The organism is Sinorhizobium sojae CCBAU 05684 (genome assembly GCF_002288525.1).
GTDB classification, from domain to species: Bacteria; Pseudomonadota; Alphaproteobacteria; order Rhizobiales; family Rhizobiaceae; genus Sinorhizobium; species Sinorhizobium sojae.
Map to the genome: position 1 here is coordinate 1,638,028 of NZ_CP023067.1, position 14,686 is coordinate 1,652,713.

The following is a 14,686-nucleotide window of genomic DNA, read 5'->3' on the forward strand; positions in this document are numbered from 1 at the left end:
CCCGCGTCTATCGTTCGTAGCCGCCTCCCGACGGCCGCTGCCATCGGAACCACAGGCTTTTATCGTCCGCATATCACGCTGTCCAGACGGCAGCAAAAACCGGCCGCTCCTTGCGAGGGCCGGTCTTCCAGGCGAAAGCTGGCTTGCTCTGCCGTTCCTATTCAGCGGCGTCCTCGCCGTCGCTCTCCGGCCCGCCATTCTCGAGGAACCGGTCTGCTATGAGGCCGGCATTCTGCCGGAGCGTCATTTCGATCTCGCGCAAAAGATCCGGATTGTCGCGGAGGAACTGCTTGGCGTTCTCGCGGCCCTGGCCGAGACGCTGGCTGTTATAGGAGAACCAGGCGCCGGATTTTTCCACCACACCCGCCTTGACGCCGAGGTCGATGAGTTCGCCGGTCTTGGACACGCCTTCGCCATACATGATGTCGAACTCGACCTGCTTGAAGGGCGGCGCCATCTTGTTCTTGACGACCTTTACGCGAGTCTGGTTGCCGACCACTTCCTCCCGCTCCTTGACCGAACCGATGCGGCGTATATCGAGCCGGACCGATGCATAGAACTTCAGCGCGTTGCCGCCCGTCGTCGTTTCCGGCGAGCCGAACATCACGCCGATCTTCATGCGGATCTGGTTGATGAAGATCACCATGCAGTTGGACTTGGAAATCGATGCGGTCAGCTTGCGCAGCGCCTGGCTCATGAGGCGCGCCTGCATGCCCGGCAGGCTGTCGCCCATCTCGCCTTCGATTTCGGCGCGCGGCACGAGCGCTGCAACAGAATCGACGACGAGCACGTCGATTGCGCCGGAGCGAACCAGCGTATCGGTGATTTCCAGCGCCTGCTCACCGGTATCGGGCTGCGAGATCAGTAGATTTTCGAGATCAACGCCCAGCTTGCGGGCATAGACCGGATCGAGAGCGTGCTCGGCGTCGACGAAGCCGCAGATGCCGCCCTTCTTCTGCGCCTCGGCGATGGTCTGCAGCGCCAGCGTCGTCTTACCCGAGCTTTCCGGGCCGTAGATTTCGACAATGCGGCCCTTCGGCAGGCCGCCGATGCCAAGCGCGATATCGAGGCCGAGCGACCCGGTCGAGACGGTTTCGATCTCGACGACGCTATCCTTCGATCCGAGCTTCATGATCGATCCCTTGCCGAACGCACGTTCGATCTGGGAGAGAGCCGCTTCAAGTGCCTTGCTTTTATCCACCGATTTGTCCTCTACGAGCCGCAAAGAGTTTTGTGCCATTGGGTCCACCTTTAGGTTATTGGAGCTATCGAGGCAATGAAGCCGCCGCAGGAGTTTTTGTACACGCTTTGTTCCGTTTTGACAATGGCACGCCAACCGGTTGAAGCATATGAATTATTTTCAAATCGTTCGATTCCTGTTCACGTCCATTATACTCCATTTCCATGAAGCGGCGCGAGGCTTCGCCTGGACTTTCGCAGGCCGGCCCGATTCGCATGAAGAGGTGAGCGCATGAAGCAGCATGAAATCGCCGTTTTCGGCGGCGCCCATATCGACCGCCGCGGCCGCATCATTGGCAGTACGGCGCCGGGCGCAAGCAATCCCGGCACTTGGTTCGAGGAGGCGGGCGGCGGTGGATTCAATGCGGCGCGCAATCTCGCGCGCCTCGGCCACCGGGTGCGGATGATCAGCCCGCGCGGCGGCGATGCGTCCGGCGAGATGGTCGCCGCGGCCGCGGCTGCAGCCGGGGTGATCGACTGCCCCTTCACCTTTCTCGACCGCAAGACGCCGAGCTACACGGCGATCCTTGAAAACGACGGCAACCTCGCCATAGCGCTCGCGGACATGGAACTCTATGCGCTCTTCTCGCCGCGCCGGCTGCAGCAGCGGGCAACGCGCGAGGTGATCGCGGCCAGCGACCTCGTGCTGATGGATGCCAACCTACCGCAGGAGACCTTGGCGGCTCTGGTCCGCGCCGCAAGCGGCGACTGCCGGCCTATCGCCGGCATCGCCGTTTCCCCCGCCAAGGTGATCCGATACGGCGAATGCCTCGCCGGCCTCGATTTCCTGTTCATGAATGAGGCGGAAGCACGCGCGCTGACCGGGACTGAAAACGCCGATGCCGAGGCGTGGCCTCATCTTCTGCGCGCCGTGGGTCTTTCCGGCGGGGTCGTGACGCGCGGTGACCGGGCGGCGGTCGCCTTCGACCGGATGAGTGCCTGCCTTGCCGAGCCGCCAGCCCTGCCCGCGCTCGCCGATGTTACCGGCGCCGGCGACGCTCTGGCCTCCGGTTTCCTTTCCGCCCGGCTCTCCGGCCTGGATCTCGCCGCTTCCCTGCGACATGGCATTGCCGCCGCCCTGATCACGCTCCGCTCTCCCTACGCCGCTGCGGAGGAGATGTCGGCGAACAAACTCCGCGAGGCGCTACCCCTTGTGCCGGCGCCGCAAATGCTGGCATGACATCATCAATCGAACGCCGGGCGGGAATACGGCGACCGTTCTTCCGCCCGACCTCTGCCCCAACGTCTCAGAAGCGAAGAAAAATGACGAAGCCTTCCACCCCGTCCCTCCCGATGAAATTCTCCGACGAAGTCGCGACCGCGAAAGCGCGCGGGGCGCCAATCGTCGCGCTGGAATCGACAATCATCACCCACGGCATGCCCTATCCGGGCAACCTCGACATGGCGCGCAGCGTCGAGTCGATCATTCGCGAACAGGGGGCGGTGCCTGCGACAATTGCGGTGATCCACGGCGTGCTCCATATCGGTCTCGACGACACGAAGCTGGAAGCGCTTGCAAAGACGCAAGGGGCCATGAAGCTTTCGCGCGCCGACCTCGCCTTCGCGATCGCCGAGCGCCGCACCGGAGCCACCACGGTTGCCGCGACGATGATCGCCGCGGCCCGCGCCGGCATCGGCGTTTTCGCGACCGGCGGCATCGGCGGCGTTCACCGGGGCGCGGAACTGAGTTTCGATATATCCGCGGACCTAGACGAACTCGCGCGCACCAGCGTGGTCGTCGTCTGTGCCGGCGCCAAGGCGATTCTCGATATCCCGAAGACGCTCGAGGTGCTCGAGACCCGAGGCGTGCCGGTCGTCACCTATGACAGCGAAACCTTCCCCGCCTTCTGGTCGCGCGACTCCGGCCTCAGAAGCCCGTTGATGCTGAACAGCCCCGCGGCAATCGCCAATTTCCAGCGCATGCGCGAGCAACTCGGCGTTGACGGCGGAATGCTCGTCGCCAATCCGGTGCCGGAGGAAAGCGAGATTGCGCGTGAAGAGATGGAAATCTATATCACCCGCGCGCTGGACAACGCCGCAAGCGACGGCGTTTCCGGCAAGGCTGTGACGCCCTACCTGCTCGACAACCTCTTTCACATGACGGAGGGTCGCAGCCTCGAAACCAATATCGCGCTCGTCGAAAACAATGCTCGCCTCGCCGCCGAGATCGCCGTCGCGCTGGCCGCGAAATAATTGCAAGCCGCGCCACCGGACGTCTCTCAAGTCGACCTGATTTGGGGCATCGCCCGTGACATTCGCAGGGTAACGCCCGCTCGCAACGCATTCGACCGATGACGCCATTCCGTTCTTCTAAAGATGGAAATGACGACGAACATCGAGGAATACTTCTAGGAGGCTCATGTGAGACAGGACCGGCCGGTTTGAATCCCGGCCGGTCCTATGATTCCTTGGCTCAGCCCCACTTCATCTCGCCTTTGGCTACCTTGGCGCCGATTTCGAGGGCAACATCCAGACCGGCATCCGGATAGCGCTTCTTCATTGCCGCGATGAGTTCGCTGCTATCCTTGGCCTTCGCGAACTCCTCTTCATAGGCGACAAGATAATCACGCGTGAAACTGACCCCGGAGAAATCGGTCGGCCATTCCGGTTTCATGTGGCCGGGCACGACAATCTTCGGATTGCGCGCGGCGATACCGTCCAAAGCGCGGATCCAGGCGGCACGATCCTCCGGTTTTGGGACGTCGGCGATCCAGGGGTGCAGACCACCATAAACCAGGACGCCGCCAAAAACCGCTTCGAGCGAGGGAACCCAGTGGTAGCGGCGATCATGCATGTCTTCGATGGTGACGATTTCCACCGTCTTGCCGTCGACCGTAAGCGATGCCACGTCGGACGGTTCCGGCATCACGACTTCGTCGACCGACTGCGGACCATTATCGCCAAGCTGCGGCCCCCAGACCTCGATCTTTCCCGCAACATTTTCCTCGATAGCGGCGACCGTATCGGGCGCTGCAATCACACGCGCATCCGGAAAAGCGGCTTTCACCGGGGCGAGACTGAAATAGTAGTCGGGATCGTTGACGCTGACATAAACGGTTGTGAGCGTCAGGCCGGTCGCCTTGATCGCATCGGCGACAGCTCTGCCGTCCGAAAGCGTAAAGCCGCCGTCAATGAGAACGGCCTCGGTGGCACCTTTGACGAGCACGGGCGCACGGAAGAAGCCGCTGTCATTGGTCGGGAAATACTCCCACGACAGCGATGACTGTGCGAAGGCGGGCGGCGAGACGATCGTGGCGGCTCCGGCGGCCAGCGACGTTTTCATAATTTCCCTTCTCGTATACATGGAATGCTCCTGGTTTCGGGGTTGATGTGGAAAGGAACTCAGTCCAGACGCGTCCAGCTCCCGGTGAGGGTGAGGAACTTGTGGTCCGGAAGCGTAATGGCGGCGTGGACGGTGTCGTTCTCGAAATCCTCGACATGGGCGACGGTGACGCCGTCGGCCTCCTGCCAGGTCACCATGAAAACGCCCGGGCGGATGTAGGTCGCCTTATAGGTTTCGGTCGTGGCGGCGGCCTCGAAATCCTCGGCGGCGAAAGGCGCCCAGCGCAGCGTCTTGCCATCCGCGTCGAAAGCGACGCGAAAGACGGGGTCGCCGTAATCCGCCTTGAAGACATGGCCGGTTGCGGGAAATGCGGTATCGGTCACGGGTTTTCCTCGTTCGTTGCTGTTTAGCGATGTCAAGCCGCGCGCAGACCAGCGATCAACTCGTCAGCGCTGCCATAGAGCGCGGCCGAATTGACGAGGCGGACGTCCTGCCCTTGCCCGGCGACAAGGGCCGGGACGCCGCGGGCGCCGAAACGGCGCATCTCGGCCTGTCCGGCATCGATGCGGGTGCGGTTGGCAGAGAGCAGCTCTTCATCGGGTGAGGCAAAGCGTGCCGCCGCATCATCGAGCGTCAGGGCGGAGAGGATGTCGGCAATGACGGCCGGATCGCCATTGTCGCGCCCCTCGACATAGCGGGCGCGCTGAATGGTTTTCAGGACCTCGAACTCCTTTTCGGGCGCTATCAGGCGTATGGCGGTCAGCGCCAACGTGGCGGGGCCGGAATCCACCTGGCCTGTTCCGCTTTCCAGCACATTCCTGCGATAGGCTTCACTGAAGACCTGGCCGGTGAGCTTCGCGATGCGCTGGTCGGCCTCCCATGCATGCGCCGCGAATCCCGCGTTCATCGGAAACGCGCCGGCGCCCGCGAACAGCCCGGTCGGGATGATCGTGACGGCAAAGCCGTCCTCTTGAAGGAGTCTTTCCAGCGCCGGCGAAGCACCGTAGCACCAGCCGCAGAGCGGGTCGAAGAGATAGGTCAGATGAATTGTCTCGGTCACGACGTTCACTTTCAGGTTGCGCTTCGGCGGGCCTCCGCATTGGGGACAGCCCATGGATCGGAACGGCGGTTGCCGCCAATTGTGGTTGTTCAGTATCCGGCGGTGAAACGCTGGCGTGGATGCTGCGGGTTCTCGACCTCGTCCACCATGGCAATGGCGTAATCCTCGAAGGAAATGCTGCTGCCGTCGTTGGTGGTCAGCAACTCGTCCTTGCCTAGGCGGAATTTCCCTGTCCGCTCCCCGGGGACGAACATCGCCGAGGGCGACAGGAAGGTCCAGTCGAGGTCGTCGATCGTGCGCAGGTAAGCGAGCGTTTCGGCGCCGTTGGTCGCCTCTTCCTTATAGGCCGCAGGAAAGTCCGGTTGCTCGAGCAGGCGCTTGCCGGGGGCAACCTCGAGGCTGGCGGCGCCGCCGACCAGCAGATAGCGTTTGACGCCGGCCTTGCGCAGCGCGTCGGTGATGATTGAGAAATCGGTGCCGGTAAAGCGGGTCGAGCTGATCACGGCATCGTGCCCCCGGACCAGGTCCGCCAGGCAGTGCACGTCCTGGGCATCGCCCGCGACCGCCGTCACTCCGGGAAACGCGGCGATCTTTTCGGGGTTGCGCGCAATAGCCGTGACCTGATGTCCGCGATCGGACAGTTCCTTGAGAAGGCGCGAGCCAACATTGCCGGATGCGCCGATAAGCGCGATATGTGCCATATCCATTCCCCTCGGTTTGAGATCGTGATCAGGTCAATAAACTAGACCCCCGCGCCCGGCGACCTATGGTATCGGGATCGCCCTTGCAAGACGTCATCGTCCGGTGATCAGGTCAGCCCGGTGTGACCACGAGCGTCATGGAGCGCAGCAGAATGAGCCACGGTAAACTGGTTTCCATTCCATTCGTGTTCGAACAACCTTGTCCGATCAGAGATGTTCTCGACAGGATCGGAGACCAATGGAGCCTGCTCCTCCTCGAAGTGCTCGAGCATGGAACCATGCGTTTCAGCGAGATCGAGCGAGCGATTACCGACATCTCCAAGCAGATGCTCTCCAAAACGCTGAGGCGCCTGGAGGAGGACGGTTTCGTAAAGCGCACGCTCTATCCGGAGGTGCCGCCGCGCGTCGAATACGAGCTGACGGACCTCGGCCGCTCCTTCCTGACGCCGATGAAGACTCTCATTGCCTGGGCGAACGAGAACCATCAGGCAATCTGCGAGGCCCGTAGCGAATATGGTGCAAAGAACGGTGGCCGGTGATCGGAGCGCCTTGCGGTTCCTCGGCGGCAGTCACGATAGATGGCTCAATCGGCCCACCCAAGACGTTGGTCCTGCGTGCTGCGGGCGGGCAATGAAGCGCCACGCCAGATGCTGCGCTGTCAGTTGAGGCACCTCATGCCCCGCCGTTCACCACCCGGTTGCGAGCCTGGCGGCGACGCCAATCGACAGCGCGTTTACCCTTGATCCGCCTCGCTCTGGGGACCGGCCACCCAGTCGCGGTCTGCGCTAAAGGCCGGAACGCGAAGCTACTATCCACTTAGTCTTTTCGCCTGCTCGATGGTATACTTGCGGGCCTTGGCAGTATCGCGGCGGCGTCGGCAAGAACCCGGGCGCAGTCGCAGGCCTGCCGACAATGGCTGAGTTGCAGTTCCGACATGCTGAATATCGAAGAAATCCCGATTTCAGAACCGGGATGCCACACCAATGTCGCATTTGCTCGCAGCGCCGTCGCGTGGACGACGACACCCGACGGCACAAATTCTTACCTAGATCTGAGCAAACGACATGAAGAGACGCGGACTGCGCGTCCTCACGAGCAGGAAATCCGGCGCTTGAATTCCGGACCCGCGCAGCGGCTTTTGCGCATCATCTTCCGGACTGCAATGTAAAGACTGCTGGCGCGTGGGTTGGCTGACACGCGGGTAAAAGTCGCAACGGCATTTCAACACGAGAGAAAGGAGAAAAAGAGGTCAACCGGAAAACCAAAACTGGAGGGGAAATGTACACGAAAATAATGGTTCCCGTCGATCTGGCGCACGTCGAAAAGCTACAACGTGCACTTGATACGGCGGCAAATCTGTCAAAGCTCTACAATGCTCCCGTTGCTTACGTGGGCGTCACGGCCGCAGCGCCCGGTCCACTCGGGCACAACGCTGCGGAATATGCCGCGAGGCTGGAGGCTTTCGCGAAGGACCAGGGTGCCCGACACGGCATCTCAACCCAATCGAAGTCGGTTGTCAGTCACGACCCTGCAGTGGATCTCAGCGATGCGCTGGTCGAGGCGGTCAAGACAACGGGAAGTGATCTCGTCGTCATGGCGACGCACATTCCCAATGTTGTCGATCATATCTGGCCCTCCAATGGAGGCCGCCTGGCAACCCACACAAATGCCTCCGTATTCCTGGTTCGCAGCTGAACGATCAGCACCGGACCAGCCACGACAAATCGCGGCAACAATTTGAGGAGCATACTCCATGAGCGATGCTGGAATCCCGGCCCCTGAGGGCCCTTCGGCGCTGATCGAGACCGAATACGAAATCGGTCAAGACAACATCACTGCGCAAATCGGGCCCTTCGGCCTTGATGTTCACAACCCCGTCTTCCTGATATCCGGCTTGACGGCCGTGGCCTTCGTGCTGCTGACGCTCGCCTTTCAGGAGCAGGCGGGTCCCATCTTCAACAGTATGCGTGAATGGCTGACGTCGACCTTCGATTGGTTCTTCCTTCTCTCGGCCAATATATTCGTCCTGCTCTGCCTTTTCCTGATTGCCTCGCCCTACGGCAAGGTACGGATCGGTGGAAAGGAGGCTACGCCCGACTATTCCTATTCCGGCTGGTTCGCAATGCTGTTTGCCGCCGGCATGGGCATCGGATTGATGTTCTACGGCGTTTCGGAGCCGATCTCGCACTACTCCTCGTCCGTGGCGGCTGATGCTGGCACGCCGGATAGCTGGGCACCGCTCGGCGGCGCCCCCGGCGATACGGTGACGGCCCGCCATCTCGGCATGGCAGCGACCATTTTCCATTGGAGCCTGCATCCCTGGGCGATCTATGCCGTGGTGGCGCTTGCACTTGCTCTCTTCGCCTACAACAAAGGCCTTCCGCTGACGGTCCGTTCAATTTTCTATCCGGTCTTCGGCGAGCGCACGTGGGGTTGGCCGGGCCACATCATCGATGTACTCGCAGTCTTCGCGACACTGTTCGGACTTGCCACTTCCCTGGGTTTCGGCGCCGAGCAGGCCAGTGCCGGGCTAAACCATCTTTTCGGCCTTCCGATCAATGATGTCTCGAAAGTGCTTCTGATCGTGGGGATCACCGCCATCGCCCTCGTTTCCGTGGTGGCAGGTCTCGACGCCGGGGTGAAGCGCCTGTCGGAAATCAACATGGTTTTGGCCGGGTTGCTTCTGTTCTTCGTGCTCGTCGTCGGGCCGACCTGGGCGATCCTTACCGGCTTCTTCATTAACCTCTATGAATACGTGCGCTACCTGCCGGAGCTGTCGAACCCGTTCGGACGCACCGACGACAACTTCCGTGACGGCTGGACGGCCTTCTACTGGGCATGGTGGATCTCCTGGTCGCCCTTTGTCGGCATGTTCATCGCCCGCATTTCCCGCGGTCGCACCGTGCGTGAATTCCTCACCTGCGTCCTCATCATCCCATCCCTCGTCTCGGTCTTCTGGATGACGGCTTTCGGTGGCACGGCAATCAGTCAGATCGTCAATGACGGCTACCAGGTCATTGTCGATGCACCGCTGGAACTGAAACTGTTCTCCATGCTGGAGGCGCTGCCTCTGCAGGCAATCACGTCCTTCATCGGGATCGTTCTTGTGATTGTCTTCTTCGTGACCTCATCGGACTCTGGCTCGCTGGTGATCGATACGATTACCGCCGGCGGAAAAGTGGATGCCCCGACACCGCAGCGTGTCTTCTGGGCAACCTTCGAGGGCTTGGTCGCGATCGCGCTTCTTCTGGGTGGCGGACTGGGCGCACTGCAGGCGATGGCGGTTTCGACCGGCTTCCCCTTCACCATCGTGCTGTTGCTTGCCTGCTTTGCCATCATCAAGGGATTGGCGAGCGAACCCCGCTAGTCTAGCGCGCCGTCCCGAAAAACGGATCCGATTTTCGGGACGCGCGATGCGCAGATTCGAGGAGTTGCAGCGCCGTGCGTCCTGAAGGATGCACAGCGCTGTAAGCGCCGAAGACCACTCAACGCCCCGCTGGACAGGCGGGGCGTTGACCGCTCTGGACTCCGCATTCGAGGGCACCACTGCAGCATTGCCCTCTCGACTCATCCTCGCCTCAAATCCGTGCATCGAACGAAACGGGGCGGCAGGTGTGGGCCCACACAGGACGTTGCGAGTTCGCTCGAGAGGCAGAACTTGGTGGAACACGCCAGCGTCGCGCATGCTGCATGTCTCCTCGACCCCATTAAGAGTCATGCAGCGCTTCAAAGCGCTGCAGCGATCTTTGATAGAACGCACGGCGCAGTAGGGCTTAACTAGGGCTTTGAATGAGATTGCGTGCGCGCCCGGTCCGGATCGAAGTCATTTCGACGCGCCGACAATTTTGCGGGAACGAGAAGACAGAGCGGCAATGGGGAGAACATGTAAGCGCATACCGCTTTTTCTCCGCACGCCAATGCGCCGCCGCCATCGGTCCCGAATTCGATGGCGGCACTGACAAGTCGGCTGCGCTTGCTGCCTGTAGCGGGGCAAGCCATGGCGCGAAAGCGCCATGTCTCCATTCAGCGAGACGGCCTCCGGATGCGTGAGCTGCTATCGAAGAGCGCCTATGCGGCCGCAGCGAACTCGCGCAAACGCCGAGCCGGAGACCTCTTGCTGTGGCTGTTGCGATTTCTCGTATCCTGCGGTGAACAGCCATAGGTTTCGCGATAACACTTCGAGAAGTGCGAAGCCGATACAAAGCCGCAGGCGATGGCGACCTCCACGACTGGCATCGAGGTTTGAACCAGCAGGTGTTGGGCGCGTTCGAGACGAAGTTTGAGATAGTAGCGTGCCGGCGAGCAGCGCAATTCGTTGCGGAAGATCCGTTCGATCTGCCGGCGCGAGAGCCCCACGGATGCGGTGAGCTCGTCGATCTGCATCGGGTCGGCAAGACTTTGCTCCATTTTCTCCACGAGCATCATCACGGTTCGATCCTGCACCCCGACCCGTTGTGCGAAAGGCAGGCGCTGCCGGTCACCCGGCCCGCGCACGCGGTCCACCAGCGCGAGCTCGCATATGCTGCCGATGACCTCTTCGCCGACATCGCGCTGAATGATGTGGAGCATCATGTCGAAGGCGGCGGCGCCGCCGGCGCAAGTGAAGATGTTGCCATCGACTTCGTAGATTCCGGTGTTGACGTCGACACCGCGAAACGCCTCGACGAATCCGGGAATGCTCTCCCAGTGGAGCGCACATTTCTTCTCATTCAACAGGCCCGCTTTCGCGAGGATATGAGCACCGGTGCAAAGGCTCCCGATCGCCACACCCCGATGCCGGCATTCGCGCAGCCATGCCTCGGCTGCCCGGTGGGCGTGACGATGCACGTCCTTGCCGCCGCAGGCGATCGCCAGGGCAGGCCGCTGGTGGGTGACGAGACGCTGGCGTTCTTCCGCAATGGAGCTGTCGGAATCGAGAGTGAGGCCGCAGCTCGCGCGAACCTTCCCGCCGTCCGCCGTGGCCACGCGCCAGCTATAGGCCTCATGGCCAAGGGCGGCGTTGGCCATCCGCAAAGCCTCGATCGCCGAGGAGAACGCCATCATGGTGAATTCCGGCACCAGGTAAAAAACTACCAGACGCGGCTCAGCACTTACCAGTCGCATGGAAGACCTCCTCTGATCCTCGGCGGAACAGCTCGCGCACTTGGCGGTCTGCCCGCTCCTCCCAAATGATCGACGAATATTGACCTGTCCTAAAAATCTGAAAAGAATGATTGCGTCATTTCGACAGTAAAAACGAGACATACACCGATGGCGGCGAACAAGGTCTCCCCCATTTCCCAGCGCCGCTACCAGCATTTGCGCCTGTCAGTTGGATTCGTGCTGCTGCGCCGGTTCACGCTTTGCGCCTTCGCCAACTTCGTGGATGTGTTGCGGCTTGCCGCCGATGAAGGGGACCGCAGCCGCCCGATCCAGTGCCGGTGGAGCGTCATCGCCGCTGATATGAGGCCGGTAAGCGCGAGTTGCGGCGTATCGATCCAGCCCCAGGAACTGTTCGGCAATCCGAAGCGGTTCGATTATATCGTCGTGGTCGGCGGTCTTCTCGACGAGATCGACCGCAGCGACGACAGGATTGATGGATTTCTGCGTGAGGCCGCCGCGGCGGGCATTCCGCTGGTGGGCCTTTGTACCGGCACATTCATCCTCCACCGCGCCGGACTGATGGACGGCTATCGCTGCTGCGTAAGCTGGTTCCACCATCAAGACTTCCTCGCGCAGTTCGAGCGGATGAAGCCGGTGTCGGACCAGATATTCGTGGTCGACCGCGATCGTCTAACGTGTTCGGGCGGCACCAGCACGGCGCATCTCGCAGCGTTCCTCGTCGACAGGCATATCGGCAAGGCGCAAGCGACGAAGAGCCTGAACATCATGATGATCAGCGGCGCGGAGGAAGGTGGAGCCCCGCAGCCGGGGCTCACGCTTGACTTCCGTACCAAGGACCTGCTCGTCCGGAAAGCGCTTCTGCTGATGCAGCAGAACCTGGATACGCCACTATCCGTTGCGGAAATCGCGCGGCATCTTAATGTCGGCAAGCGCAGGCTTGAACGGCACTTCCGCGATGCGCTCGGAAGCTCGCCCCTGTCGGCCTTTATCGAGATGCGGCTCTTACACGCCCGCCATCTGCTCGAGAACACGGACAAGTCCATCGCCTCGATTGCCGCGGAAAGCGGCTTCTGCGATTCCTCACATCTAAGCCGACTGTTCCGGCGCCGTTTCGACGGCACCCCGCAACAATTCCGTGCTTCTGCGGACCTATCTAAGGAGATGCAGGAGGCTGAAGCAATTCGTTCCAAGTAACTGAAGCATTACTGGCGCCCGTACCAACCGGACAGGAATCCGGATTCTTCGGGCGCCAGATTACCGGCTTAGATGACCTTTGCCAGCGAGGCGTCAGCCTGTTGCGCCTCACCATGGGCGCTGACCATTGCGCCGGCGAGCTGGCGCAGGTTGACGACGCCGAGCGGCTTGCCTTCGGCGTCCACGACGGCGATATCGCCATCCGGGCCATGGGCGGTCATGCGCATGGCATCCTCGATGGTGGTCCCCACCTGGATCGGCATCCCGATCGGCGAAGAACCCGGATGCATCGGCATCATGACCGCCTCGACATGGACGACGCGACCGCGGTTCACTTCCTTGACGAAGTTCGCGACGTATTCGTCGGCCGGCCTGAGCACAATGTCCTGGCTGGTGCCCTGCTGGATGACTTCGCCGTCGCGCAGGATGGCGATCTGGTCGCCGAGCCTCAGCGCCTCGTCGAGATCGTGGGTGATGAACACAATCGTCTTCCTGATCTCCTTCTGCAGGTCCAGAAGCACCGACTGCATGTCCATGCGGATCAGCGGATCGAGCGCCGAATAGGCTTCGTCCATCAGCAGCACCGGCGCGTCGTTGGAAAGCGCACGGGCGAGCCCGACGCGCTGCTGCATGCCGCCCGAAAGCTGGTTCGGATACTTGCTCTCGAAGCCTCCGAGCCCGACGCGCTCGATCCAGCGCATGGCGATGTCGACCGCCTTCGCCCGCTCCATCCCCTGCACCTCAAGCCCGTAGAGTGTGTTCTCGAGGACGTTGCGATGCGGAAGAAGCGCGAACTTCTGGAACACCATGGCCGTCTGATGCCTGCGGAAGGCCCGCAATTCCTGGGCGTTCATCTTGACGACATCGACGCCGTCGACCAGCACCTCGCCGGCGGTCGGGTCGATCAGCCGGTTGATGTGGCGGATCAGCGTCGACTTGCCGGAGCCCGAAAGCCCCATGATCACCTGGATGCAGCCGGAGGGGATCTCGATATTGATGTCCCGCAAGCCGAGGACGTGCCCGTGCCGCTCGTTGAGCTCGGCCTTCGTCAGGCCGTTCTTGACCGCCTCGACATGCGCCTGCGCGTTCGGCCCGAAGATCTTGTAGAGATGGCGGACCTTGATGCCGCCGAAGTGGGGATCAGCCATGGACGATCTCCAGGTGCTTCTGCAGCCGCTTGCCATAGGCCTGGCTGACGCGGTCGAAGATGATGGCGATGCCGACGATGGCCATGCCATTGAAGATGCCGAGCGTGAAGTACTGGTTGGCAATCGCCTTCAGAACCGGCTGACCCAGGCCCTGAACGCCGATCATCGAGGCGATGACCACCATGGCAAGCGCCATCATGATCGTCTGGTTGATGCCGGCCATGATCGTCGGCAGCGCCAGCGGCAGCTGCACGTTCTTCAGCTTCTGCCAGCTCGACGAGCCGAAGGCGTCCGCCGCCTCGAGCACATCCTTGTCGACCAGGCGAATGCCGAGATTGGTGAGGCGGATCATCGGCGGGATGGCGTAGATGACGACGGCGATCAGGCCCGGCACCTTGCCGATCCCGAGCAGCATCACCACCGGAATTAGGTAGACGAAGCTCGGCATCGTCTGCATCACGTCGAGCACCGGGTTCACCACCCTTTGCAGGCGATCGGACCGCGACATCAGGATGCCGATCGGAATGCCGACCGCGATCGACAGGATGGTACAGACGAAGATCATCGACACCGTCCGCATCGTGTCGTCCCACATGTCGAAATAGCCGATGGTCAGCAGCGTCACGAGACAGCCCAGCACCACTTTCACGCTCCGGCTGGCGCCCCAGGCGATCGCGAGAATGATCAGCGTGATGATCGGCCACGGCGTCTGCGTCAAGAAACGCTCGGCGGCAATCAGGAAATGCTGCAGAGGCGAGAAAAAGCCCTCGATGGCTTCACCATAGGCGCGCGTAAAGGTCCGGAATCCCTCGTCGATAATCTTCTTCAGATTGCGCAGGGAGTCGTCGTTCATATGCGGAAATTCGTACAACCAATCCATTCGGTTCCCCTTTTTGAAGAAGCCGGCTGAGCCTGTTTTTGTTTTGTTTGGGCGGGATGAACGCGGCGCACTTTCGTG

Annotated in this window: 15 protein-coding genes; 7 read left to right on the forward strand and 8 right to left on the reverse strand. The window is 61.5% G+C overall.

The genetic code is table 11. The features are described 5' to 3' along the window. Positions 1 to 157: 157 nt before the first annotated feature. A complete protein-coding gene (gene recA, locus SJ05684_RS08080; protein ID WP_034854940.1) occupies positions 158 to 1,240 on the reverse strand; it encodes a recombinase RecA in 1,083 nt (360 codons plus the stop codon). 231 nt (positions 1,241 to 1,471) lie between these two features. Between recA and SJ05684_RS08085 the strand changes: the two genes are divergently transcribed. After that, entirely contained in the window at positions 1,472 to 2,419 is a 948-nt protein-coding gene (locus SJ05684_RS08085; protein WP_034854941.1) for a carbohydrate kinase family protein, read from the forward strand. A gap of 83 nt (positions 2,420 to 2,502) precedes the next feature. Beyond that, positions 2,503 to 3,432, forward strand: a complete 930-nt coding sequence (locus SJ05684_RS08090; RefSeq protein ID WP_034854942.1) for a pseudouridine-5'-phosphate glycosidase — start codon at positions 2,503 to 2,505, stop codon at positions 3,430 to 3,432. A 220-nt stretch (positions 3,433 to 3,652) separates the two neighbouring features. On the opposite strand, the gene SJ05684_RS08095 is transcribed toward SJ05684_RS08090, so the two are convergent. From SJ05684_RS08095 to SJ05684_RS08110, 4 genes are all read right to left on the reverse strand, one after another. Beyond that, complete coding sequence (locus SJ05684_RS08095) at positions 3,653 to 4,543, reverse strand: MBL fold metallo-hydrolase (RefSeq protein WP_083846145.1); 891 nt, start codon at positions 4,541 to 4,543, stop codon at positions 3,653 to 3,655. Positions 4,544 to 4,581: 38 nt separating this feature from the next. Next, entirely contained in the window at positions 4,582 to 4,905 is a 324-nt protein-coding gene (locus SJ05684_RS08100) for a MoaF-related domain-containing protein (protein WP_034854944.1), read from the reverse strand. A 32-nt stretch (positions 4,906 to 4,937) separates the two neighbouring features. After that, positions 4,938 to 5,582, reverse strand: coding sequence for a DsbA family protein (locus tag SJ05684_RS08105; RefSeq protein ID WP_374188707.1), 645 nt, complete (start codon positions 5,580 to 5,582; stop codon positions 4,938 to 4,940). An 89-nt stretch (positions 5,583 to 5,671) separates the two neighbouring features. Next, complete coding sequence (locus SJ05684_RS08110; protein ID WP_034854945.1) at positions 5,672 to 6,283, reverse strand: NAD(P)-dependent oxidoreductase; 612 nt, start codon at positions 6,281 to 6,283, stop codon at positions 5,672 to 5,674. Between the two features lie 152 nt (positions 6,284 to 6,435). On the opposite strand from SJ05684_RS08110, the gene SJ05684_RS08115 reads away from it, so the two are divergent. The 4 genes from SJ05684_RS08115 to SJ05684_RS08125 all read left to right on the forward strand — a co-directional run bounded on the left by SJ05684_RS08115 (position 6,436) and on the right by SJ05684_RS08125 (position 9,650). Next, positions 6,436 to 6,822, forward strand: coding sequence for a winged helix-turn-helix transcriptional regulator (locus tag SJ05684_RS08115; RefSeq protein WP_034854946.1), 387 nt, complete (start codon positions 6,436 to 6,438; stop codon positions 6,820 to 6,822). A gap of 395 nt (positions 6,823 to 7,217) precedes the next feature. After that, positions 7,218 to 7,451 carry a hypothetical protein gene (locus SJ05684_RS29555; protein ID WP_034854947.1) on the forward strand — a complete coding sequence of 78 codons (234 nt, stop codon included), beginning with the start codon at positions 7,218 to 7,220 and terminating at the stop codon, positions 7,449 to 7,451. 110 nt (positions 7,452 to 7,561) lie between these two features. Next, a complete protein-coding gene (locus tag SJ05684_RS08120) occupies positions 7,562 to 7,978 on the forward strand; it encodes a universal stress protein (RefSeq protein ID WP_034854948.1) in 417 nt (138 codons plus the stop codon). Between the two features lie 58 nt (positions 7,979 to 8,036). Then, a complete protein-coding gene (locus SJ05684_RS08125; protein ID WP_034854949.1) occupies positions 8,037 to 9,650 on the forward strand; it encodes a BCCT family transporter in 1,614 nt (537 codons plus the stop codon). Between the two features lie 701 nt (positions 9,651 to 10,351). On the opposite strand, the gene SJ05684_RS08130 is transcribed toward SJ05684_RS08125, so the two are convergent. Beyond that, on the reverse strand, positions 10,352 to 11,386 hold the full coding sequence (locus SJ05684_RS08130) for a GlxA family transcriptional regulator (protein ID WP_034854950.1): 1,035 nt from the start codon (positions 11,384 to 11,386) through the stop codon (positions 10,352 to 10,354). Positions 11,387 to 11,533: 147 nt separating this feature from the next. Between SJ05684_RS08130 and SJ05684_RS08135 the strand changes: the two genes are divergently transcribed. Continuing rightward, positions 11,534 to 12,580, forward strand: a complete 1,047-nt coding sequence (locus SJ05684_RS08135) for a GlxA family transcriptional regulator (RefSeq protein ID WP_050980017.1) — start codon at positions 11,534 to 11,536, stop codon at positions 12,578 to 12,580. A 68-nt stretch (positions 12,581 to 12,648) separates the two neighbouring features. Here SJ05684_RS08135 and SJ05684_RS08140 read toward each other — a convergent pair whose 3' ends face one another. Further along, entirely contained in the window at positions 12,649 to 13,728 is a 1,080-nt protein-coding gene (locus SJ05684_RS08140; RefSeq protein ID WP_034854951.1) for a quaternary amine ABC transporter ATP-binding protein, read from the reverse strand. Beyond that, positions 13,721 to 14,608, reverse strand: coding sequence for an ABC transporter permease (locus tag SJ05684_RS08145; RefSeq protein ID WP_095694235.1), 888 nt, complete (start codon positions 14,606 to 14,608; stop codon positions 13,721 to 13,723). Before SJ05684_RS08145 ends, SJ05684_RS08140 begins: the two co-directional genes overlap by 8 nt. Between the last annotated feature and the right edge of the window lie 78 nt (positions 14,609 to 14,686).

Coding starts and splice junctions, on each gene's coding strand:
- SJ05684_RS08090 (WP_034854942.1), top strand. CDS start 2,503: ATGACGAAGCCTTCCACCCCGTCCCTCCCGATGAAATTCTCCGACGAA.
- SJ05684_RS08110 (WP_034854945.1), bottom strand. CDS start 6,283: ATGGCACATATCGCGCTTATCGGCGCATCCGGCAATGTTGGCTCGCGC.
- SJ05684_RS08135 (WP_050980017.1), top strand. CDS start 11,534: ATGGCGGCGAACAAGGTCTCCCCCATTTCCCAGCGCCGCTACCAGCAT.
- SJ05684_RS29555 (WP_034854947.1), top strand. CDS start 7,218: ATGCTGAATATCGAAGAAATCCCGATTTCAGAACCGGGATGCCACACC.
- SJ05684_RS08115 (WP_034854946.1), top strand. CDS start 6,436: ATGAGCCACGGTAAACTGGTTTCCATTCCATTCGTGTTCGAACAACCT.
- SJ05684_RS08140 (WP_034854951.1), bottom strand. CDS start 13,728: ATGGCTGATCCCCACTTCGGCGGCATCAAGGTCCGCCATCTCTACAAG.
- SJ05684_RS08085 (WP_034854941.1), top strand. CDS start 1,472: ATGAAGCAGCATGAAATCGCCGTTTTCGGCGGCGCCCATATCGACCGC.
- SJ05684_RS08125 (WP_034854949.1), top strand. CDS start 8,037: ATGAGCGATGCTGGAATCCCGGCCCCTGAGGGCCCTTCGGCGCTGATC.
- SJ05684_RS08095 (WP_083846145.1), bottom strand. CDS start 4,543: ATGTATACGAGAAGGGAAATTATGAAAACGTCGCTGGCCGCCGGAGCC.
- SJ05684_RS08120 (WP_034854948.1), top strand. CDS start 7,562: ATGTACACGAAAATAATGGTTCCCGTCGATCTGGCGCACGTCGAAAAG.
- SJ05684_RS08130 (WP_034854950.1), bottom strand. CDS start 11,386: ATGCGACTGGTAAGTGCTGAGCCGCGTCTGGTAGTTTTTTACCTGGTG.
- SJ05684_RS08145 (WP_095694235.1), bottom strand. CDS start 14,608: ATGGATTGGTTGTACGAATTTCCGCATATGAACGACGACTCCCTGCGC.
- recA (WP_034854940.1), bottom strand. CDS start 1,240: ATGGCACAAAACTCTTTGCGGCTCGTAGAGGACAAATCGGTGGATAAA.